Below are 21,669 nucleotides of genomic sequence, written 5' to 3'. Positions count from 1 at the left end.
CTATCTTACTCCACCCTTTCTCCAAAGCGTAAGCTCTCTTAAATCCCCCAGAACTGCGGCCGGAACGGGCACCTCAGCCATTGTGAGCAGCCCCGGCCGGGCCGCGATCACCTGGGGAATCATGTTTACCGCCATGGCCATCGTTCCCAAACCCCCGGGAATTTCCGGTTGAATCGCCAGTTTAATTGGGGGAATACCTTCAATCTCTATGTAATCCCCCGTCTCAATCCCTTCAAGCCGGGGTAAAATTTGCTGCGGGTGAATTAGTTCAATGCGGGCCGCCCCAGCCACATAACCGACGGCGGTATGATGACAACCCGCAACCTCTCCCGGCTCAACCTTTACATGTTCGGTTTCTCGCCTTACTTTCGAGACAATAGGACGGCGTGTTTCCTCAATTCTCTCAATTTCCCAGCCCAAAGCCCTGGCAATCATGTGAATGGACTCCTGAAACCCTACATGCCCGACAATTTCCCCGTTGGCAAGCCCGCGTTCAAACTCTTCAACACTGGTCCCAACCCCTTGAGTCCTCATCACTGTCGGACCAAACGGAGAAAGATCGTTGATTCTGGTGGCCTTGATCCGCCTGACATCCTGACACGGACCGGTCAGCGCCAAGATTAGGGTATCAAGCACAAAGCCTGGATTAATCCCGGTCCCAAGCACGCTTACCCCCTGAGTTTTTGCCAGCCTGTCAATCTCCTGCGCCAACTCCGGTTCCTGAACCCAAGGATAAGACATTTCCTCAGCGATTGTCATCACATTTAACCCCTGCCCGACTCCGGCCTTAATTTCCTGTGCAACCTCCCGCGTAAATGAGGAAGTTGCCAGAATCATCACTTCGGCTTTTTGTCTCCAATTGCCTCCGTCCGCCACAGGAAACTCTACTTCCACTCCGTTAGGTTCTGATCTCAGTAATTGGCCCAGGTCTTTGCCCCTTTTAGCGGGATCCCTATCATAGGCGGCGACAATCCGAATACCTTGTTTTTGCAGCAACAGGCTGGCGATTCCACTTCCCATCGCGCCCAGACCCCAAAGTACAATTCCAATCTCCGTCGGCATTGACATTCCTCCTGTCTAACCAAACCTAGCATTTTCGAATTGCCATATTCCTATTCTTAGCTTCTTGAACACCCTTGTTTCTTTGAGTTGAGCGGCCATTCTGCCACCAGGGTGCCAAGGAACACCAAGGCCAATCCCATCACGCCGTTCCTTGTCAAGACGTCCATGCCAAAGAATAAAGAAAACATCAGGGCGAAAATAGCTTCAAGACTTAACAGGATCCCGGCATGAGAGGGCGGCGTCAGCCTTTGCGCCCAGGTCTGAACCATGTAAGCGCCGATGCTGCCAAAAATCACGCCATAACTGATCGCAATCACTGATATCATGGGAAATTCTCCCGGATATTGTTCAAGGAATAGGGCCGCCAATAGGCTTAGACAACCTGTAACGCTGACTTGAACTGACGCAAGGGCTGCCGTCCCTGTCAGCCTGACGGCTTTATCCACAACCAATATATGCACAGCAAACATAATGGCGGATAAAAGCGTCAGCATTTCCCCCCAGCCGAAAACAAATGAATTCCCGGAAAAGAGGAGCCCCATGCCTAAGGCTTCCAGTACTACCGCAATGACCAACATCCCTTCAGGGAGTTCGCGGGATATCAAGGCTTTAAATATCGGTACGAAAATAAACGATGTCATCGTCAAAAATGCCGAAATGCCGGGACTGGTATACTGCAATCCCACGGTCTGCAAAGAAAAGCCTCCGAATAGCATTGCCCCCGCCCATACGGCCCATAGCCAGGCTTTCTTAGGCATCTGAAGAATCTTATGCCAAAATAAAGCTGTCATAATGACTCCGGCCAACAGAAAGCGGATACCAAGATAGTATAAAGGGGGAAATGCGGCAACAGTCAGCTTGATTAAATTCCCATTGAATCCCCAGGATAAAGCGGCAAGCACCAGTCCGGCATCAGCACTCCAGCGGCTGTTGAGATTAATGCGCACGTTCGTGATATGCGGCAGCGGCCCTGACAAAAGCGCCATAAATATTGGCAAAACGAGCATCGCTGACCATCAGAGATTCAGGATGAAACTGGCAGCCCATGACGAAAGTATGTTTGTCACTCTCGAAAGCTTCCAAAATATTATCAGCAGCCCAGGCTGCGGCACGGAAACCCGGTGCCAAATTATTTACAGCCTGGCGGTGAAAACTGTTGACGCCAATTTCTTTCGTACCTAATAAAGATGCCAGCCGGGAATTTGCTTCAAGCTTGATTTGATGACTATACCGGTCATCAGGAATAGCTTGTCTATGATCATGTTTGGTCAATTCTGTAATGGAATGATGTAAAGTTCCACCGGCTACTTCATTAATGGTCTGATGACCGCGGCATATACCCAGAACCGGCATATCCCGTTCTAATGCCAGCTTGGCAATCCGGACATCAAACCTGTGCCGAATGGGGCTTTGCTCGGCTAGTCCCGGCAGTTTAGAGGGATCGCTGAATTCAGTCGACAAATTGCCGCCTCCACTCATCAGCAACCCATCAACTTGATCGATCATCATTTCAATTAAATCCTCTTTTTCAACGATGGGAAGCAAGAGAGGAACTCCACCCATTTTTTCGATCGCTTGGATATAAATATGTGCGATCGCAAGTTTGTCGTTAAAGATGTCATTGATATCTTCAAAAACACAGTTGATCCCGATCAGTGGTTTCACGGCCTCACCCTCCACTCCAAAGTTCCTAAATTAATCGGCTGGAATTTCTATATCAAGAAGAGGGGCGTATTGCTGACAGCCGAATACATCGGACTCGCCCGGGCTGCCACTGGGCCTGCGGCGGTATATTGTAAATTTAATGGCATAAGCCGGATCGAATTCCACAAAATCAGCAATTTCATCATCGCGGATATCGTATAATTGGCAAATAAGCTTCCGGTTTAGCACACCGCTGTTTTTCACCAAGTCATATTTTTCTTTTTCTCGGAAAATAATATCAAAAGTAATTTTATCGGTACCCGCATTTTTGCTTCGGATCGTTTTAGCCAAGTCAATTAATTTGTATGTCTGCATGCCAGTTCCTCCTCTTTTTAGCCAACTTCGACCATATGGACAGGAAAAAGTTCCATGGGATCATCAACAGTTACTGTGTGGTTCATAGTCCAGATATAACCGGGAGTGGCCGGAAGGACTTCGTCCAACATAAATGCTGCTCCCCCTGCGGTACCCTTTACTTCAGGCAGGCGGGCATAAAAGAGCTGGCGCGTTCCGATCATGGTTATTTCTTCAGCCATTTCTTTGGTTGGCGCTACACCTTGAACAATGATGCCCAGTTCGTGTGATTTTATCTCTTTCACAGGCTCCAATTGACCCATGACCCCGTTCTTGCCGAAGACATTATAATGCAGCTCATAACCGGTTTTGCCATACTTTTCTTCAACTTGATTTCTAGCCCATTCAATCACTTTGTCGATATTTTTGATGGTATAGGGATCGCGTATACCGGCTATGCCAACATAACGTTCCCCCACTTTGCCCGAGCCCTCCAGCTTGACCTTGATCTTTCCTTCAATAGGCTCAAATTTCGGTCCGGTTATCCGGCAAGTCTTCTCATCATATTGCTCATAATGGCAATTGGTCATATTTAACGCTCCGCCGGCCACATACTCAAAAAACGGATTCGTCCTTTCGTACATAGCATGGCCGGCTACCGAGGCAACTGTACAACGCTGTTCCGGGTGCATGGCTTTGACCTTGACATCTTCCTCAGTAATCGTTCCCAGGACTGATTCCTTTCCTCCGTAGGGTTCAGCATTAAACGATGCACATTCCAAGACCTTGCCCAAATAGTAAGATAAATCTTCCGAGAAACCGGACAGTATCGCCGGGGCAGCAAAGATGGCACAGTCACTGGAACGGCCGCCGATAATCACATCAGCACCCATCTCCAACAATTTGATGTAAGGATGGACTCCGGCAACCGCAACAATGCGATCACTTTTTTCCAATTCCTCAAAGGTCAGATTTTTACGGCCATCCAGTCCTTCGAGTACCTCGCCTTGTTCCATTTTGGCCCGCAAATATGTTTTGTCGACTTCCGAGTAAAAATAGCCAAGTTTAAATTTACCCAGGTGATGTTTTTGGGCAAGCTCTTTTATAATGTCAACATACATGTCAACTCTGCTGTTGGTACCGGTATCTCCTGCCGAACCGATAATCATGGGAACACCTGCTTTACGCGCTTCCACGAGCATTAACTCCAGATCATGGATTTGCCATTCTTTAGGACTGGCACAGATGTCTGCCCCTAGAGGGCCCGGTCCGATATCATCGCTGCCGGAATCACAGAGTATATAGTCGGGATTTTCCTTAACCCCCAGGTAAAAACTTCCTTCTTTAGTCGGTGCGAATCCAAGATGACCATTAGGACATAAAAACTTTAATTCTTTTTTCACTTTTAGTGTCCCCTTTCTGCTTAGAGCAACTGGTAGTAACAAGTTGCTTAAAATATTAGATCCAGAAATTGTGGCACGCTACCCCATGATTGTTCGAATCAAAGGTTAACAGCGGGGCTTCCGTTTCACATACCGGTCCGCGTTTCTTGGAGCAGCGGGTATGAAAAGCGCACCCCGGCGGAGGATTTAAGGGAGAAGGCACATTCCCTTCCAAAATGATTCTGTCTGTCCTTGCCTTCTTATCCACTTTTGGTATCGCAGAAATCAAGGCCTGGGTATACGGATGCTGCGGATTGTTAAATAATTCGTCCGTCTCCGCAATTTCAACAATCTTCCCCAAGTACATTACCGCCACCCTGTCACTGATATAGTGAATCACACTTAAATCATGGGCAACAAAAAGATAGGTGAGTTTAAACTCCTCCTGCAATTCTTCCAGTAAATTAATAATCTGGGCTTGAACAGAAACGTCCAGGGCTGAAACCGGTTCATCCGCTACAATAAAGCGGGGTTTCAGTGCCAGAGCGCGCGCAATTCCTATGCGCTGCCGTTGTCCGCCGCTGAATTGATGAGGATACCGGTCAATATGCATTTTCGATAAACCTACCCTGTGCAAAAGACTGCCAATCTCTTCATCCTGCTGCCGCAAATCGTGTAAACCTCGAGCCCGAAGAGCGAGCGTGAGAATCTGCCTGACTGTTTTTCTGGGATTTAGAGAGGAGTATGGGTTCTGAAAAATGATTTGGGCCTTGCGACGAAAGTTCTGCAGATTCTGACCATTAAGATCGTTAACTGATTTTCCGTCAAAGTATATTTCCCCGGAAGTTGCCTCGTGCAGTTTGAGGATAGTTCTGCCTAAGGTAGATTTGCCACAACCGCTTTCCCCCACCAGCCCCAGTGTCTCTCCGTTAAAAATCTGCAGATCTACGCCATCAACTGCTCTGACGGTTTGTTCCTGACCCGCGACCATTTTTTCAAGAATGCTTCTCTTAATTACATAATGTTTTTTTACCCCGCGAAGATCGACAAGAGGTGCCGTTGCCACGCTATCTCCCTCCTCTGTTCTTGTCCTGACTGCTATATTGCTCTAGCCGTATATGGCACACTTAACTAGGTGACCCGCACCGATATCCCGGAGACTGTATCGTTGCCGGCTGCAGGCTTCGTTTGCCTGGTTGCAGCGCGGATAAAACGGGCAAGTTTCGTCCAGCAGAGCGAGATCAGGGACTGTTCCGGGAATAGGTTCGATCTTCTGTCTTACCTTGCCAATCTTAGGTATTGAGCGCAATAGGCCTTGGGTATAAGGGTGTTTGGGATTCTCCATAACCTCATCGGTTGGACCTTGCTCGACTATTTCTCCGGCATACATTACAGCAATTTTGTGGCAAAATTCTGCCGCCATGCCCAAATTATGCGTAACAAGAATAATAGCGGTCTCCCGCTCTTGATTGATCTGGGCAAGCAGCTCTAAAATTTGGGCTTGGATTGTTACATCTAAGGCCGTTGTCGGCTCGTCAGCCAGCAATAGTTTGGCAGAACAAGCCAAAGCAATCGCGATAATTGCCCGTTGCTGCATACCGCCGCTAAATTGATGAGGATATTCAAAATACCGTCTTTCAGGTGAGGATATTCCGACTTCCCTCATTAATTGTAAAACTCGTTCGGTTTCATTTATTTTGTTCTTTTCTCTTCGCTGCCACCAATTCCCCTCCTTAGTTTCCATGAAACCATGCACTCGCATGGATTCTCTGATTTGTTCACCGACTTTGAATACAGGATTGAGCGTTGTCATCGGATCCTGAAAGATCATCGCAATATCTTTTCCCCGGATTTTTCTCATCTCAGCCGGCTTTTTCTCTAATAAATCTTCACCTTGAAACTTTATCGATCCATTGATCACTTTGCCCGGATAAGGCACCAACCCCAGCAGTGTAAGTAATGTAGCACTCTTCCCACATCCGGATTCACCCACAAGACCGAGAATTTCACCTTTTCCTAAGCTAAGATTGACTCCATTGACGGCCTTAACATTTCCTCGTTTCGTTGCATAAGCCATTGTAAGATTGCTAATTTCTAACATCTTTTACTCCTATCCACCTTAACTGCGTTTTAGCCTGGGATCGGTTAGATCTCTCAAGCCTTCTCCGAAAAGGTTTATACTGAGGACAAGGATCAATAAAGCGATTCCGGGCAGGGTAGATATCCACCAGGCATTCATCACATAATCCCTGCCGTCGTTAATCATTGATCCCCAGGCAGGAGTTGGGGGTTGAATACCCAGTCCTAAAAAGCTTAAGGAAGCTTCCATGATAATCATATAGCCTAGACGAAGTGTTCCTAAGACCGTAATCGAATGAATTATATTCGGCAATATTTCTACGACCATAATTTTTAATTTGCTTATACCAAGAGCATTGGCCGCTTCCACATATTCTTTCGTTTTCTCAGACATGACCTCACCTCTGACCAGGCGAAAAAATTCTACCCACCCTTTAAAGGTAAGCGCTAAGATTAGATTTAAAAACCCCGGACCCATAAAAGCCATCATGCCGATGGCAAAAATGAGGAAAGGGAAAGCAAGCAGAAGATCGGCCAAACGCGAAATAATCTGATCAAAAATCCCACGATAATAACCGGCTATCATTCCCAAAGTGCCGCCGATTAGAATGGAAATGCCTACAGCCAAAAATCCTACAATCAATGAGATCTGAGCACCATAGATAATGCGTGATAACAGATCCATGCCTAAAACGTCTGTCCCTAAAAGAAAGGTCGATTTGCCGCCTTCCAGCCAAAAAGGCGGCAGCAGCCTATTATCCAGATCAGTAGTGGTTGGAGAGTGAGGAGCAATTAACGGCGCCAAAATGGCCATCAAAATATAAAGGATTAATATGATAAATCCAATCAAGGCTGATGGATGTCCTTTTAGTTCAGAAAAGAAAGCAATTTGGTTTCGCAAAAAAAGTTTGAGGCTTATTAAATTAAGGTTATTTCCGTTATTTAATAAAACCTGTGAACTGTTCATTTTGTCCATGCTTTCACATCCCTATATCGTAATCTTGGGGTTAATAAATGTGTATAAAACATCAACAATCAAGTTCGCCATGACAAAAACGAAAGCATAGAACATCACGACACCCTGAACCAAAGGATAATCCCTGTTGAATATCGCATTGACAGCCAAGCGGCCAAGCCCCGGCCAGCCGAAAACTGTCTCTACGATCATATTTCCTCCAAGCAGCGCACCAATTTCCATTCCCACCACGGTTACAGCAGGAATCAAGCCGTTGCGCAAGGCATGTTTGGCAATAACAGTGAATTCTCGTAATCCTTTGGCTCTGGCCAGGACAACATAGTCCTGGCACAAGACCTCCAACATGCTTGAACGCATAACCCGGGCTACAATGGCAGCCATAGTCGCGCCCAACGTGACACCGGGCAAAATGAGATGACTCAGTGAACTTTTTAAAGCTGCCCAGTTTCCGGTAATCAGACTATCCAATATATAAAATCCTGTGACATGAACTAACCCAGTACCATTGCCAATTCGGCCTTGTGGCGGTGCTATTCCGAGTTTTACCGAAAAAATGAGTATAAGTAATATTCCCAACCAAAAAGCGGGCATGGAAACTCCCAGAAAAGAAACTCCCATACTCAGCCTGTCGATGAGCGAATTCTGTTTCACCGCTGAATATACCCCAATCGGTATGGCGATAACTAAGGCAAACAATACCGCCATTACTGACAACTCAATCGTTGCCGGCATTGTCTGATTAATTAATTCTGTCACAGGTCTTTGTTCTTTGAAAGAATCCCCTAAATCACCATGGACGGCATCCTTGAGGTAATCATAGAGTTGTACATAAATTGGAGCATCCAAATTAAACTGAGCCCGCAAAGCGTCAATTTGCTCTTGAGTTACATTTCCTGCTTTACCCATCATTAAATCGACAGGATCGCCAGGCGTAAAACGCATAAAAACAAAAACTAAGACGACCACCCCAAACATGATAGGGAGTGTCATCAATATTCTTTCTATGATCTTTGCTGTTCTCAGGCTCCCTCACCTCTTTCATCAGGTAAACTAACGCATGCCAGGGTAAAAGTTTCCTTTTACCCTGACTACGTCAGATACAAAGCTATTTAGCCTTAATCCCCACATCTGTCATGGTAAGCATTCCATCCATACTTGGCTCATAGTTGACAACATTTTTGGTTGTACCTTCAATATTCTTAGTAACATAGCCAAAAACCCAGGGAGCTTCTTCATAAATAATCTGTTGAGCTTTTTTATACATGTCATATCTATCTTTGTCATTGACACTGGTATCCGCGTTGTTTAACAAATCATTAACTTCTTTATTGTCATAGAAACTGTAATTTCCCCGGTCACCGCCTCTTAAAGTTGGTCCAAGCAAGTCGGAAGGATCCTGAGTTGAATTGCCCCAATCAGTGAGGACCATTTCTCTTTCGCCTTTTTTCAGGAGGGGACTCAAAACTCCCCAATCCCAAACTCTGACACTGGCATCAATCCCAATTTTCCGTAAGTCAGCCGCCGCCGCCTCGGCTATGGACTTACTGACCGCTTCCGTATCGATTACCAACGGAAAACCGTTGGCATAACCTGCCGCGGCCAGAAGCTGTTTAGCTTTTTCCGGATCATAGGGATAAGGCTTCAAATCCTTGTTGAGTGCAGGACTGGTTGTCAGCACCGGACCGGCCGGCCTTACCGCATATCCGTTAAGCACTTTATCCACGATTTGCTGCATATTAATGGCATAGTTCATCGCCTGACGTACTTCAACTTTGTCAAAAGGAGCTTTCTTGACATTCATCTCGAACATATGCATCCGGGTGCTTTCCGTCATTTTGACATCGGTATTATTGTTCGCTTGCAGTTGAGGCACCATATCGGTAGGAATCTCTTGCGCGATCTGAATATCGCCCGACATTAGTGATGCCATTCTCGTGGAATTCTCCGCGATCACGCGGAAAATCAAAGTTTTAACCTGGGCCGGCGCAGCAGGAGGAACATCGGGAGAGCCGCCATAGTAACCTTCATACCGTTCCAACGTAATTTTGTCATCCAATTTGCCTTCAACAAATTTGAATGGCCCCGCACCGATAGGCTTTTTGGCAAATTCTGCTCCCCCCACTTTCTCCAGATAAGCCTTAGGGACAATTTGCTGGTGAGGAAGCATTGTCATAAAGATTGACCAGGGAGAAGAAAATTCAAAACGTACTGTACTGTCATCAACTATGTCAATTTTTTTAAGCGGACCTAAAAGGCTTTTCCGTGGTGATGTTTTTCCATCCATAGCCCCTTCATTAATCAACCTGTCAAAAGTGAATTTGACATCATCTACTGTCAACGGGCTTCCATCCTGGAAAGTAACACCCTTACGAATTTTAAACTCATACACTGTCGGGCTTATTGCCTTCCATGATTCGGCAATTTCCGGAACAACTTTGCCATCCGGTGTTGTACCTACCAGACCATCAAAAATATTACGCAAAACCGACTCTGTTACCAGATCCCTGTAATTTGCCGGATCCAATGTAACAACAGGGCCTTTCAGTCCCACAACAAGCGTAGCATTAGGATCTACTTTGCTTCCGTTTAAGTCTTTGCCTGCAGGTTGTGCGCTGCCGGAAGAATTGGATGACGTTTCCTGAGACCCGCATCCGGCTAACAGGACCAACATAAAAACCAGTAGAAGCGAAGCAATACTCTTACTTTTTTTTCTCATAGATTGCCCTCCTATTTAACAAAATATTGGGAATCTTCTTTCAGCAGTCTAGCACTTCCGGTGCTAAACTGCTGAAACTCATAAAGGAAACTTACTTCAGATGGGTTTTAACCCCGATCATCCGTGAAGGATGATCGCACTTGTTACCTGAAGTTTAGTTGAACTTATCCAGGGGCTTAGCGCCACTGATCTCATCCTCACCGCTAAGTCGTTCTGTAGAGTTTGCGGTTCGGCAAAAGCATCCACTGGATGCTTTTGTACTTTAAGAAGTGGGAGTCTTAGTGGCGGTTAGCCATCGGATAAATGTTTTCGACTGATATGGAATTTGAACTTATCACCCCGGTAATGAGCTCTCTTATATTCAATTGGTGTATTGTTGTCCGTGTAAACAATAGATGTAATCAGGAAAACCGGTGCACCTTCGCTAACTTGCAGAGAATCCGCAATATGATGTTCAGCCGCAGTAGCCTCAAATGTCTGATTCGTAACTGCCGGAATAACTCCGCAACAGTCACGGTACAATTCAAAGGTAGAAAAAGATTCCCCCCTCTCAACTCGTTTCAGCGCCTCTTTCGCTACCGCTTGGCCAATTTTACTGCTTAAATAGGCTTCATAATGCACCACAACGTCTTCATTGGCACATCCCAAGTAAATCAATTTCGTGATCTCTTCATCCATTCCCAATTGAAGAATTGTGTTGATCGTTAAATCAGCAGGTAAAACTTCTACAGACAACACGGAAATTTTTGGGTTTAGTCCTTTGGAAAGAATCGTATCCTCAAAACTATTAATTGTAGATAATCCCTGAACAATCTTAGGTTCGGATACGAACGTTCCCTTGCCGTGAACCTTGTAAACCAAACCGTCTTTTTCTAATTCAGCTAAAGCTAATCTAATTGTTGTTCTACTTAAATTGAACTGTTCACATAATTCTCGTTCCGACGCCAATTGTTGGTGAGCCTTTAGTGATCCTTGTTTTATCATTTCCAGGATATGTTCCTTCAATTGTTGATAAAAAGGAGTAGAACCGTCATACTGAATCAATTAAGTAACCTTCTTTCTGTAGGATTAACTTAATGCGAATAAAGGCTCCCAAAGCAACTTGATGTATCATGTTATGACTATTTGTCGTTAATTGTTCATTTACAGCACCTCCTGGCTTAACATGTTACTACCAGTTAGTTGTGAGTATAATACCATTAAGCTTAAATAAAATAAGTACTTTAGGCTCCAAAGGTATTTATTCAGTGCTAAATAGTCATAAGTCTACACCGAACGGTGGAGACGCCGATCATAATATGAGTTAAATCCCTTGACGCAGTTGTCCTTTTCGCATAAAATAAAAGTAACATATGTTAAAGGGGAGTAGCCCTCACAGCAAAGTCGTCAGTACGGGTCGAAGAAACCCCGGCTTTGTTGGCAACGAAATGTTGTAGGCAAGACCTTTACCTCTTCCAGGTAAAGGTCTTTTTATATCGAAAATAGGGTAAATTATATAGAAGAACCTCTGTATGCAAAGGAGTGAACCTCAATCTAACAATACCATCTTCTAAATTCGAAAATATACAAAATTTGAGGGGAGATGAAAGTAAAATGAACGGATTCGGCAACCAACTGAAAACTATTACCTTAATGAGTATCCTGACGATTCTGGTCGTCCTTATCGGCAGAGCCCTGGGCGGGCAACAAGGGATGGTCATGGCCTTTATCTTTGCCTTGATCATGAACGGAGGGAGCTATTGGTTCAGCGATAAAATTGCTCTCACCATGACCCGCGCTGTGCCGCTGAGTCGGGAAGAGAATCCTTACCTTTTTGAGATTATTGAAAGGCTCTCTTATCAAGCGGGGCTGCCGATGCCGAGAGTGTATGGAATTCCCTCCGGCCAGCCCAATGCGTTTGCCACCGGGCGCGATCCTGCCCATTCCGCCGTTGCTGTAACCCAAGGGTTGCTGCAGATGCTCAGCCGCGAGGAATTGGAAGGGGTTCTGGCGCACGAACTCGCCCACATCAGAAACCGGGACGTGCTTATCAGCACCATGGCTGCCGTCATGGCCGGGGTGATCACCACCATAGCCAACTGGGCCCAATGGGCCTTGATGTTCGGCGGCTTCGGCAGCAATGATGATGAAGGCGGCTCCGGCCTGGCAGCCCTGCCTTTGATTATCCTGGGCCCGCTCGCCGCCATGCTGGTGCAAATGGCCATTTCCCGTTCCCGTGAGTACCTGGCCGATTCCACCGGCGCCGAGATTGCCGGCCAGCCTTATGGCTTAGCCAGCGCCCTGGCCAAGCTGGAGCGGGCATCTAGCATCATGCCCATGCAGGTCAATCCGGCTGCCAGCCATCTCTTTATCGTGAATCCTTTGAATGGGCAAAGACTCGTATCATTGTTCAGCACCCACCCGCCAATTGGCGAGCGGATTAAGCGGCTGCAAAGCATGAACCTGCGTTAGGCATAAAAAGAGCTGCCTTGTGTGCGTATTCACCGCAATCAAGAGCAGCTCCTTTATTTGCCCCAACCATATCTATTAATCCGTATTTATTACATAAGCCTTGACTGATTCTCAATCTAGCTATATATATCCTATATATCTACTTCGCACTGTTGGCATTGTTGGCATCCGGTTTGATGCTCTGGGCCTTGCTTAAATAATTCCCCAACCCTTCATAAATCGCCAGCGCCAATTTCTGCTGGTACCCGGGGTCTTTCAGCATCTGCTCCTCCGTAGGATTGGAGACAAAGCCGACCTCTACCGTAATTGCAGTCCGGTTCGCCTTTTTCAAAATAAACAAATCTTTATTTCCTTTGGCCACTCTTTTGCCGTTAATGGCTGAGTTTAAGCTCTGCTGCACGGCTACGGCCAGGTTTTTGCTCTCCGGGTGATCGGCAAAATAGAAAACTTGGGCCCCGCTTAGCTTCTCATTGGGAAAACTATTGGCATGAATACTGAGATAGACATCTGCCTGAGAGTCCATCGCCAGTTGCAGGCGCTGGGCCAAATCTTCCCGTTTGCGCTTAAGCAGTCCCTGCGAAGTTCCCAAGTCGTTATCTTCCGTACGCACCATGACCGCTTTGCCGCCTCCCTGCTCAATCAAAAGCTGGAGGCGCTTGGCCACTGCTAGGGTAATGTCCTTTTCCAAGGTTTGGTTTTTGCCCACCGCACCGGGATCAACCCCGCCGTGCCCGGCATCAATAACCACAACCTTGTCCCCCAGAGTCCAGTTCCAGATCTCAGCATCCTGATGCTCGGCCCGCCAGAACACTCCAATGACAAAAAGCGCTGTGACCAAGAGCCCCAGATAAAGGAGGTTCCTTCTCTTTCTTGGCTTCCATCTATATGCTTTCATGCCCATCCCCCTATTTCACGCTTTCGCTTTACCATATGGGAATGGACTATGGAATATGTCATCGGACAAACTGCCAAAACCGAAAGAAGAAAGAACCTCCTACCAGTTAATAAAAATAACGAAGAATAAAAGCCTGGCTATAGCCAGGCTTTACTATTTTCTAATAATGTCAGTCTAGAACACAAAGCACCATAGAAGTATGACCTGAATCACACCTCACTCGCTTCAGACCTAGTAATATAAGTTCAAAGGCAGGGTACATAGGCAATCATAAAATCCGCCACGCATTAACCTGAAAAAGAAAGGGGATGCCATGTATGGATTTGACCACTTTAAACCGGCAGCACCAAGAAATCAGAGCCCAGGTTAAAGAAATCGAGCTGGCTTTAACTCCGGAAAACTCAACCAATAACGCTTTTGACTTATCCATGAAAATTAGCCGCCTGGCTGGGCTCATCAGTATTCACCTGAAAACCGAGGATGACCACCTCTACCCTAAACTTAAGGCCCAATCAGATGAAAAAGTAAGAAAGATCGCCGAACAGTTCAGCCAGGAAATGGGGGGTATCGCCCAGGCTTTCACCGACTACAAAAATAATTACCGCATTGTTTCAGGGATTAAGGCAAACCCTGCTAAATTTATCAAAGACACGACTGATATCCTGAAAGCCTTAAAAAAGCGCGTGAGCAATGAAGACAAAATTCTTTATCCATTATTAAAGTAGTTGCGGCGTTCGAAAATAGTTTCTTAGTTACCTCATCTCAAACAGCTCGCGCAATTCCTCTTCCGTTAATTTGGAGAGCATCGTCTCCCCCGGCTGAATCACGGCCTCGATCAGTTCCTTTTTCTTCTCCTGCAGGGCATATACCTTTTCCTCGATCGTTCCCTGGGTCACCAGTTTAATCACCTGCACCGCCTTCTTCTGGCCGATGCGGTGAGCGCGGTCGGTAGCCTGTTCCTCGACCGCCGGATTCCACCAAGGGTCATAATGAATCACCATGTCGGCACCGGTCAGATTTAAGCCGGTGCCTCCCGCTTTTAAAGAAATCAGAAACACCTTCCCCGCTCCGGCATTGAAGGCTTGTACCATTTCCGCCCGTTCCGAGGCTTTGGTGGAGCCGCGGAGATAAAAATGCTCAATCTTTTCCGCATCCAAATGGTGCTGGATAATATCCAGCATGGAGGTGAACTGCGAAAACACCAAAATCCGGTGACCCCCGTCCAGGGCATCCGCCAGGATCTCTTGAAAGAGTTGCATTTTGCCGCTCTCTCCGGTGTATCCTTCCACAAACATGCCCGGATGGGAGCAGATTTGCCGAAGCCGGGTGAGTGCCGCCAAAATCTTGATCTGGCTTTTTTCAAAACCCGCTGTTTTGATTTCCTGAGCCAGGTTTTTACGGGCCTCCTGCCAAAACGACAGGTAAATCTTGCTTTGCTCAGTCGTCATCTGGGCCTGCAGTTTGGTCTCGATCTTATCCGGAAGTTCCTTTAAGACATCCTTTTTCAGGCGGCGCAAGATGAAGGGGTTAACCTGCCGGCTTAATTCAATTAGGGGTTCAGCATCCGTTCCCTTGACAATGGGCAGTTCATATTTTTTCTGAAACTCCTGGTGTGAGAGCAGGTATCCCGGCATGGTGAAGTTAAAGATAGACCAGAGTTCGGACAGGGAGTTTTCAATGGGGGTACCGGTCAAAGCGAAATACCCTTTGGCCTGCAGCCGCTGCACGGATTTGGCGTTGATTGTACCCGGATTCTTGATGTGCTGGGCCTCATCCAGAAAGCAGCAGGAAAACTCAAGCTTGGCATAATGTTCAATGTCGCGCCGCAGCATCGGATAAGAAGTAACCACCAGATCCCAATCCCTGCACCCGGCCAGCAGCTCCTGGCGCATCTGGGGCTTGCCGTCAACCACCAGCACTTTCAGGCCGGGCACAAACTTCTTGGCTTCCTCCTGCCAGTTATACACAAGCGAGGTCGGGGCAATCACCAGGGCAGGCGCGGAAAGGGAACCGGGGGAAGCTTCTTTCTCGGACTGGATAAAGGCCAGAACCTGCAGGGTCTTACCCAGGCCCATGTCGTCCGCAAGTATCCCGCCCAGGCCATAGGCCGCCAGAGTTTTAAGCCATTTGAAACCGGTCCTCTGATACTCCCTGAGCACGGTCTGCAGTATAGACGGCACTTCATACTCCGCATCCTGGGGTTCTAGGATACTTTGCACCAGATGCTTAAAAGCCTTGTTGCGCTGAATCCCCGGAAGGCTGGCCTGGCGCAGGAAATTATCGATATACAGCGCCCGGTATTTCGGGAGCTTGAACACCTTCTGATTTAGATCATCCGCCTTGAGGTTCAAGGTATCCGCGAGTTTGGCGAATTGCTCCAATTCAGGCTGCTCCAGGTTCAGAAATGAACCGTCGCGGAGGCGGTAATATTTTTTCTTCAGTCTCAGGGATCTAAAAATATCTCCCAGTTCCCCCTGATCAATATCGCTGTACTCAAACGATACTTCCAGAAGGTCCAAATTCTCATCCAAACGCACCCGCCCGGAAAAAGAGGTCGACGAGCGGACGGTCAGCTTAAACTCATCCGAATAGTAAAGTTCGGCTAATTCCTGGAGCGGTGTCAAATAGGACATAATAAAGTCATATATTTGCTCATCGTCTTCCAGGTGAATCCGGCCCTGATGGACACTGAACTCCGCCTGCTCCAGGATGCTTAAAATCTTGCGTTCCTGCTCTACCGCCCGAATCAGAATTATCTCACCTGTTGCTTGGGTAGAGGTGCCGGCAGCCGAGGCGGAGGCCATGGCGGAGGCCATGGTGCCCGCGAACGGATTGATGACCGTTTCTCCGTAGTGAAATTCCACCCGCGCTCTGATTCCGTCCGTGTCTGAACGGTCAAAGTAAATTTTAGAAACCAGATCCTGGCGCCTAAATTTCCGGGCAAGCTCGGGTTCAATTTTGACCTTACCCACTTTTTCAATGCGGGGCAAAGCCTCAGACACGAAAAACTCCTTGCGTGCCGCCGGCAGGAGAATGTCGTTGCTGAATCCCTGCTCGTAAGCCTTAAGGAGTGAAGGCAAACTCTCTTTTTGGGCCGGAGAGGCCTGGTAGATCCGGTCCTTATATAGGTAATAACTACCGTCCGGCGTCAGTTGGAGCGGCCATTCATCCGTTTCCAAGACCAAGGCCAGATCCTGAGCTTCTGTGCGCAGTGAAAACTCCAGGGGCAGCCCCTCCCGGCTGATTGTAGCAGTCCGGCTGGAATTGGAGCCTGGGGAGCCGGTATTGTTTCCCTGGGAGTACTCTTTGTCTCCCAGAGCATCCAGCAGCCTTTTCAGATTAGACCCTTTTAACCATAAATCCCTCTGGTTAAAAATCCTTTCCTGGTAATAGAAACTGCTCATTTCCTCCAGCGCTTCATATTGTTCAAGGATTTCCAGCAACATGGCAATCAAAGGACGGTCTTCTTCTCTGAAGGTATGTCTGGACGGGTCATAGTGGAATTGCTTGCCGAATTCCAAAGATCTTCCGTCTCTGATACGTCTCAGAAACTCCCCAATGCTCTTCACTACATACAGGCGTTGCTGCCCCACTTTCAGCTGCAAGCGTCCCGCAGCTTTACCGGACATACGTACAATATCCAGTTCCACACTTAAATTGATCTCTTCCTTAGGCAGGTCCTGGCGTTGAGCAGCAAAAAATGACAACAATTCACTGGTTGCGCGCTCCTTGGCTTCACGTTTGATTTTCGCCGGGTTCATTCGCAGTTGAAGGGTTTTAAGCACTGCCACGATATGTTTGCATGCCCCGGGGTAGAGATTGTAAGCCGGGCAGGTACATTGATACTGTCTGATTGTGCTGTTTTTGTTCAAACCCACGAGGACACGATAAAGCTCCGACCCCTTAACCGTCGCGCTGGCAACACCTGTCTCCGGGTCGAACACAAAATCCTTTACCCTCTGAGCCATATAATACGCCAACCCATGGCTATAGACCGCTTTATTGGTGGCAATAGCCATGATTTCATTGTTGCTGATCTCTAATGGGGACATGGAAATTATACTCCTTTAGCTTCTAAATCCTTAACCCCTCTATGGATAAGCTCAAATAGTTCTGCGAGATCCCTTTCCTCAACACAGGAAAAAGCAATGCGCACATCCTTTTCGCCCAAGGAAATGACCCCGACCCCATAGTGTTCGAGCAAATGCAGGCGCAGCTTTTCCGCATGCACGCGCTTGAGCTTTAAGCACATAAAATAGCCGGAATTAAAAGGATAGTACTCCCACACGTCATTATACTTACCGCTGTCAAGCACCTCTTTAACTTTTACGGCGCGTCGTTTGAGGACTTCATACTTCGCGCGCTTTTGCGCCGCAAACTCAGGAGCTTGCAAGGCGTGCAAAATAAAGGTCTGAGAGGGGTGGGTGACGCTGGAGATGACGCCGCGAATAAGGCCCAGCGCTTTGTTTTCTAAAGCATTAAGCACCGCGGTACCTGCGGCGAAGGTGATAAACCCAACCCGGAAACCCCATACATACTCTTCCTTGGTGGCCCCATCCACTTTAACCGCCAAGACTCGCGGGTGAATACCGGCCAGCCTGCCGAACAACGATTCCGTGATTGAGTCTTCATAGAATAAGCCGAAGTAGGCATCATCCGTCACAGCAACCACATTTACGCCCTGGTCTGCCGCCTCTTTTACGGCCAGTACAATTTCGGCGGCTTCCGCTTCCGTAGGGGTGTAGCCAGTGGGATTGTTCGGGAAGTTTAAAAGCAAGAGCGCCTTGCCCTGCTCCTTTTGGGAAAGCAAGGCTTCTTTCATTCCTTTGGCATTAAATTTCCCTTGATCTGTAAAAAAAGGATAGGTAACGGTTTTCGCTCCCCGGCGCACACCGAAGATCAGGTTATAGTTGCCCCAGATTTTGTCCGGCAAAATCAAGGCGTCATTTTCCTCGATAAACATATCCGCCACAATGCTTAAGCCATGGGTTAGGGCATTAGTCACAATCGGATTGCTGAAATTCTTCCCTTGAAGGGAGGGGTTTTCCTGGAGCATTTTGGCACGCCAGGCCTTCCTCAGTTCCGCCTTGCCTGCCGGAGGGGCGTAAGTATAGATGTCCTGGGGCTTATACGCCGTCAGGGTTTCTTGAATCACCGGCAAATATAATGGTTCGTCCTCTTCCGTGGCAATCCCGATGGTGGCATTGAAGCGGTGGGCCTTTTGTCTCGCTTCCGCAGACTGGGTCAGGATACCCTTGGGAAAGTAAAGGCTTTTTCCTAAATCAGACAGCATGTCATAAATGTAAGGATTGGCGGCCTGAAGTTCCTGATTAAGCTGTTGGGCTAGAGGGTTCATGGATAAGATTCCACCTTCCGGTATGTTTTCTCTGCTTAGTTTACCAAAAAAACCAGGGCCGGTCTATCCGGGATTACGTCTGATTCACGCACTCCGCCAAGCAGGTATTCTTCTGTATGCAAGGATTCGCTCTTCTGAAGGTCGGAAGCCAGGATGACGCCTTTTGCAGGAATATGAAAGACGGAGAAAGAACTAAATTACCAAGTTAGTGTCCAAATGAAAAAACTACTTTAGCAATCTTCCTGAACCAGTGAATAATCTGCTTGTCCCATTTCCAGATTTAGGTTATACTCAATTTGTCGGCTATTTAACCACCGGCTTTGGAGGAGCGGCATCGTCTTATGGAATTTGCCATTGAAGCCAAGAAATTAACAAAACGTTTCGGCCATTTTACTGCCGTCAACGAAATAGACTTTTCCGTGAAGTACGGGGAATGTTTCGGATTACTGGGCCCGAATGGTGCCGGCAAGACCTCAACTGTCAAAATGATCTATGGATTTTCTCCGGTTACCTCGGGCAAGCTTGAGGTTTTGGGCATGGATATCATGACCAACGCCCGTGATGCCAAGTCTTTGTTGGGGATTGTGTCGCAAGAGGACAACCTGGACCCTGAACTGACCGTGAGGGAAAACCTGCTGGTCTATGCCGGCTATTTCCGTTTGGACCGCAAAACGGCGCGTACCCGGGCGGATGAGATTCTCTCCTTCATGGGGCTGGAAGACAAGGCCAATGACGTGGTGGAAAACCTTTCCGGAGGGCTTAAGCGCCGCTTGACCATAGGCCGGGCGTTGATCAATGATCCCGGCATTCTGATTTTAGACGAACCCACCACCGGCTTGGACCCTCATGCCCGCCGCCTTGTCTGGCAGCGCCTGCGCCAGCTTAAAGAGGAGGGCACAACGATGCTCCTTACGACCCACTATCTGGAGGAAGCCAGCCAGCTGTGTGACCGGCTGATTATTATGCACCACGGGGAAATCCTGGAGCAGGGGACCCCGGCTGAACTGGTGCAAAAGCATGTCGGGCGCGATGCCGTGGAAATTGGATTTACCCAAAAACAAAAAATACCTGCCGAATTAGTTAATAGGTTTCTTAATTGGGGAGGCCCTTTAGTTAAATCCCACCAGGTGTTGGGAACTGATCTCATCATCTTTACCCAACAGGGGGAATTTTTGTCCGCGAAGCTGAGAAAACAGGCTGCCGTCGCCAAAATTCCTTTGGCTTACCAGAATCTTCGCCCCGCCACGCTTGAGGATGTATTCCTGAAGCTGACCGGCGAGTACCTGGATGCACCGGATGGCAAAGGAAGAGAACTGGAATAAATCAGTACAGAAGAAAAGGAATGAGCATACGGAAGAAAAGAGATGAGCTGAGAAAAATGCACCGGCAATTGGAGAAAAGGAGTAGCAAAGCATGCAGAACACCCAGCCAAGCAGGCTGTCCCTGCTGCACGGCATCAGTCAAAAACCGGATCTATCCTGGCCCCTGGTCTTCAGTGTCTTTTTGCGTAATCTCAAGGTATTCAGCAAAACCTGGGTGGCCACGATCATGTTCAACTTCGTGGAACCCTTGCTTTATCTCTGGGCGATGGGCTTTGGGCTCGGGGTGTATGTGACCCAGATTCAAGGCTTGTCTTATCTGGATTTTCTCGCTCCCGGCCTGATCGCATCCTCGGCTATGTTTGCCACCACTTACGAAATGACTTATGGGAGTTTTACCCGCATGGGCCATCAGAAAGTGTTTCACGGCATGGTGGCGACACCCGTAAGCATGGACGACGTCCTTATGGGCGAAATCCTGTACGGTACTTTTAAAGGTCTGCTCTACGGCTTCGTCTTTTTCACCGTGGTGGTTTTATTTGGCATTGCCAAATCCCCATTGGCTCTCCTGGCTATTATCCCTCTCTTCTTTATGTCAGCCGTCTTCTCGATCATCTCCCTGGTCTGGACCGCGATTGCCCCCAATTATGACTCTTTCGGCTATTTCTTTACCCTTTTTATCTCTCCCATGTTTCTGTTCGCAGGCATCTTCTTCCCGATTGACAACCTCCCGCCCGCGATTCAATTTCTTCCCGCCATGACCCCGCTCTATCACGCCGTCGAAGTCATCCGCCCGCTTATCCTGGGTAAGGTATACTGGGGAATGCTCATTCATTTGGCGTGGCTGGTTGCTTTAACTTTGGTCACGATCCGTTTGCCGCTGGTAATGGTAAAGAATAAGCTGATTAAGTAAGCGCACTGCTGTTTCTCCCATCAATCGATACCCTTCTAGGCTCGGATGTACCTCATCTACGAAAATCCTATTCGCTTGCCCTTGGTTAATCACCGCCACAAACGGGGTGTAAAAATCAACCCACACAATACCTTCACCGGCTGCGTAGTCCTTAAGCCAAGTACGGTATTGCATCAGGAGTTTCTCTTCTGATGCCAAGAGAGAAGGAGTCGGCAACCCTAGAATGGGCTGAACACCATGCTCGCGGCTCATGTTGACCATCGTCTCGATATTTGCGCTCACCTCAGCTAAAGAATAGCCGGCATATGCATCATTAGCCCCTCCGAGAATGATCACATGAGTCGGGATGTGGGCCAGCACATCCTGCGGAAAACGTGCCCGCATGCCGTGGGTAAGGTCTCCGCAGATTCCCTGATTCAATATATCGAGTTTCAGCTCCTGGGCCAGATATTCCACCCAGGATTCTCTATTGCTATAAGGATATCCTTCCGTAATCGAATCCCCGATCGCAACTAGTTTCAT

19 protein-coding genes are annotated in these 21,669 nt (G+C 47.7%); 4 read left to right on the top strand and 15 right to left on the bottom strand.

The features are described 5' to 3' along the window. The 11 genes from ord to J0X21_RS11480 form a co-directional block, all read right to left on the bottom strand. Complete coding sequence (ord, locus tag J0X21_RS11530; protein WP_206812357.1) at nt 1-1,062, bottom strand: 2,4-diaminopentanoate dehydrogenase; 1,062 nt, start codon at nt 1,060-1,062, stop codon at nt 1-3. 56 nt (nt 1,063-1,118) lie between these two features. After that, entirely contained in the window at nt 1,119-2,069 is a 951-nt protein-coding gene (locus tag J0X21_RS11525) for a DMT family transporter (RefSeq protein WP_206812356.1), read from the bottom strand. Then, the gene (locus tag J0X21_RS11520; protein ID WP_206812355.1) at nt 1,999-2,727 is read right to left on the bottom strand and encodes a gamma-glutamyl-gamma-aminobutyrate hydrolase family protein; all 729 of its coding nucleotides are present in this window, start codon (nt 2,725-2,727) and stop codon (nt 1,999-2,001) included. The genes J0X21_RS11525 and J0X21_RS11520 overlap by 71 nt, the downstream gene beginning before the upstream one ends. Before the next feature lie 30 nt (nt 2,728-2,757). Next, nucleotides 2,758-3,081, bottom strand: a complete 324-nt coding sequence (locus J0X21_RS11515) for a DUF4387 domain-containing protein (protein WP_206812354.1) — start codon at nt 3,079-3,081, stop codon at nt 2,758-2,760. Nucleotides 3,082-3,098: 17 nt separating this feature from the next. Then, the gene (locus J0X21_RS11510) at nt 3,099-4,463 is read right to left on the bottom strand and encodes an acyclic terpene utilization AtuA family protein (RefSeq protein ID WP_206812353.1); all 1,365 of its coding nucleotides are present in this window, start codon (nt 4,461-4,463) and stop codon (nt 3,099-3,101) included. Nucleotides 4,464-4,518: 55 nt separating this feature from the next. Next, complete coding sequence (locus J0X21_RS11505) at nt 4,519-5,508, bottom strand: ABC transporter ATP-binding protein (protein ID WP_328812801.1); 990 nt, start codon at nt 5,506-5,508, stop codon at nt 4,519-4,521. A gap of 42 nt (nt 5,509-5,550) precedes the next feature. After that, nucleotides 5,551-6,543: an ABC transporter ATP-binding protein gene (locus J0X21_RS11500; RefSeq protein WP_206812352.1), complete on the bottom strand. Its 993-nt coding sequence runs from the start codon at nt 6,541-6,543 to the stop codon at nt 5,551-5,553. Nucleotides 6,544-6,561: 18 nt separating this feature from the next. Next, nucleotides 6,562-7,497, bottom strand: coding sequence for an ABC transporter permease (locus tag J0X21_RS11495; RefSeq protein ID WP_236006225.1), 936 nt, complete (start codon nt 7,495-7,497; stop codon nt 6,562-6,564). A gap of 12 nt (nt 7,498-7,509) precedes the next feature. Further along, nucleotides 7,510-8,502 (bottom strand): ABC transporter permease, encoded by a 993-nt coding sequence (locus tag J0X21_RS11490; protein ID WP_328812827.1) that lies wholly within the window; start codon nt 8,500-8,502, stop codon nt 7,510-7,512. A gap of 100 nt (nt 8,503-8,602) precedes the next feature. Beyond that, entirely contained in the window at nt 8,603-10,213 is a 1,611-nt protein-coding gene (locus J0X21_RS11485) for an ABC transporter substrate-binding protein (protein ID WP_206812350.1), read from the bottom strand. A gap of 288 nt (nt 10,214-10,501) precedes the next feature. After that, nucleotides 10,502-11,257: a GntR family transcriptional regulator gene (locus J0X21_RS11480; RefSeq protein ID WP_206812349.1), complete on the bottom strand. Its 756-nt coding sequence runs from the start codon at nt 11,255-11,257 to the stop codon at nt 10,502-10,504. Nucleotides 11,258-11,806: 549 nt separating this feature from the next. Between J0X21_RS11480 and J0X21_RS11475 the strand changes: the two genes are divergently transcribed. Further along, nucleotides 11,807-12,664, top strand: coding sequence for a zinc metalloprotease HtpX (locus J0X21_RS11475; RefSeq protein ID WP_206812348.1), 858 nt, complete (start codon nt 11,807-11,809; stop codon nt 12,662-12,664). Between the two features lie 139 nt (nt 12,665-12,803). Here J0X21_RS11475 and J0X21_RS11470 read toward each other — a convergent pair whose 3' ends face one another. After that, nucleotides 12,804-13,559: an N-acetylmuramoyl-L-alanine amidase gene (locus J0X21_RS11470; protein ID WP_206812347.1), complete on the bottom strand. Its 756-nt coding sequence runs from the start codon at nt 13,557-13,559 to the stop codon at nt 12,804-12,806. A 317-nt stretch (nt 13,560-13,876) separates the two neighbouring features. Here J0X21_RS11470 and J0X21_RS11465 point away from each other — a divergent pair, with 317 nt between their 5' ends. Next, entirely contained in the window at nt 13,877-14,284 is a 408-nt protein-coding gene (locus J0X21_RS11465) for a hemerythrin domain-containing protein (RefSeq protein WP_206812346.1), read from the top strand. A gap of 27 nt (nt 14,285-14,311) precedes the next feature. On the opposite strand, the gene J0X21_RS11460 is transcribed toward J0X21_RS11465, so the two are convergent. Continuing rightward, nucleotides 14,312-17,611: a DEAD/DEAH box helicase gene (locus J0X21_RS11460; RefSeq protein ID WP_206812345.1), complete on the bottom strand. Its 3,300-nt coding sequence runs from the start codon at nt 17,609-17,611 to the stop codon at nt 14,312-14,314. Between the two features lie 5 nt (nt 17,612-17,616). Beyond that, on the bottom strand, nt 17,617-18,915 hold the full coding sequence (locus J0X21_RS11455) for an aminotransferase class I/II-fold pyridoxal phosphate-dependent enzyme (RefSeq protein ID WP_206812344.1): 1,299 nt from the start codon (nt 18,913-18,915) through the stop codon (nt 17,617-17,619). A 341-nt stretch (nt 18,916-19,256) separates the two neighbouring features. On the opposite strand from J0X21_RS11455, the gene J0X21_RS11450 reads away from it, so the two are divergent. Next, entirely contained in the window at nt 19,257-20,237 is a 981-nt protein-coding gene (locus J0X21_RS11450) for an ABC transporter ATP-binding protein (protein WP_206812343.1), read from the top strand. A gap of 91 nt (nt 20,238-20,328) precedes the next feature. Then, complete coding sequence (locus tag J0X21_RS11445) at nt 20,329-21,147, top strand: ABC transporter permease (RefSeq protein WP_206812342.1); 819 nt, start codon at nt 20,329-20,331, stop codon at nt 21,145-21,147. Here J0X21_RS11445 and J0X21_RS11440 read toward each other — a convergent pair. Continuing rightward, a complete protein-coding gene (locus tag J0X21_RS11440) occupies nt 21,088-21,669 on the bottom strand; it encodes a GDSL-type esterase/lipase family protein (RefSeq protein ID WP_206812341.1) in 582 nt (193 codons plus the stop codon). The two genes, J0X21_RS11445 and J0X21_RS11440, sit on opposite strands and share 60 nt — an antisense overlap.

Source organism: Paradesulfitobacterium ferrireducens (assembly GCF_017310645.1).
Lineage (GTDB): Bacteria > Bacillota > Desulfitobacteriia > Desulfitobacteriales > Desulfitobacteriaceae > Paradesulfitobacterium > Paradesulfitobacterium ferrireducens.
This window is presented reverse-complemented; position numbering and strand designations above follow the sequence as displayed.

Excerpts from the sequence above, each read along its gene's own strand:
- ord (WP_206812357.1), bottom strand. The coding sequence starts at position 1,062 with ATGCCGACGGAGATTGGAATTGTACTTTGGGGTCTGGGCGCGATGGGA.
- J0X21_RS11525 (WP_206812356.1), bottom strand. The coding sequence starts at position 2,069 with ATGCTCGTTTTGCCAATATTTATGGCGCTTTTGTCAGGGCCGCTGCCG.
- J0X21_RS11515 (WP_206812354.1), bottom strand. The coding sequence starts at position 3,081 with ATGCAGACATACAAATTAATTGACTTGGCTAAAACGATCCGAAGCAAA.
- J0X21_RS11500 (WP_206812352.1), bottom strand. The coding sequence starts at position 6,543 with ATGTTAGAAATTAGCAATCTTACAATGGCTTATGCAACGAAACGAGGA.
- J0X21_RS11495 (WP_236006225.1), bottom strand. The coding sequence starts at position 7,497 with ATGGACAAAATGAACAGTTCACAGGTTTTATTAAATAACGGAAATAAC.
- J0X21_RS11485 (WP_206812350.1), bottom strand. The coding sequence starts at position 10,213 with ATGAGAAAAAAAAGTAAGAGTATTGCTTCGCTTCTACTGGTTTTTATG.
- J0X21_RS11475 (WP_206812348.1), top strand. The coding sequence starts at position 11,807 with ATGAACGGATTCGGCAACCAACTGAAAACTATTACCTTAATGAGTATC.
- J0X21_RS11470 (WP_206812347.1), bottom strand. The coding sequence starts at position 13,559 with ATGAAAGCATATAGATGGAAGCCAAGAAAGAGAAGGAACCTCCTTTAT.
- J0X21_RS11465 (WP_206812346.1), top strand. The coding sequence starts at position 13,877 with ATGGATTTGACCACTTTAAACCGGCAGCACCAAGAAATCAGAGCCCAG.
- J0X21_RS11460 (WP_206812345.1), bottom strand. The coding sequence starts at position 17,611 with ATGTCCCCATTAGAGATCAGCAACAATGAAATCATGGCTATTGCCACC.
- J0X21_RS11455 (WP_206812344.1), bottom strand. The coding sequence starts at position 18,915 with ATGAACCCTCTAGCCCAACAGCTTAATCAGGAACTTCAGGCCGCCAAT.
- J0X21_RS11450 (WP_206812343.1), top strand. The coding sequence starts at position 19,257 with ATGGAATTTGCCATTGAAGCCAAGAAATTAACAAAACGTTTCGGCCAT.
- J0X21_RS11445 (WP_206812342.1), top strand. The coding sequence starts at position 20,329 with ATGCAGAACACCCAGCCAAGCAGGCTGTCCCTGCTGCACGGCATCAGT.
- J0X21_RS11440 (WP_206812341.1), bottom strand. The coding sequence starts at position 21,669 with ATGAAACTAGTTGCGATCGGGGATTCGATTACGGAAGGATATCCTTAT.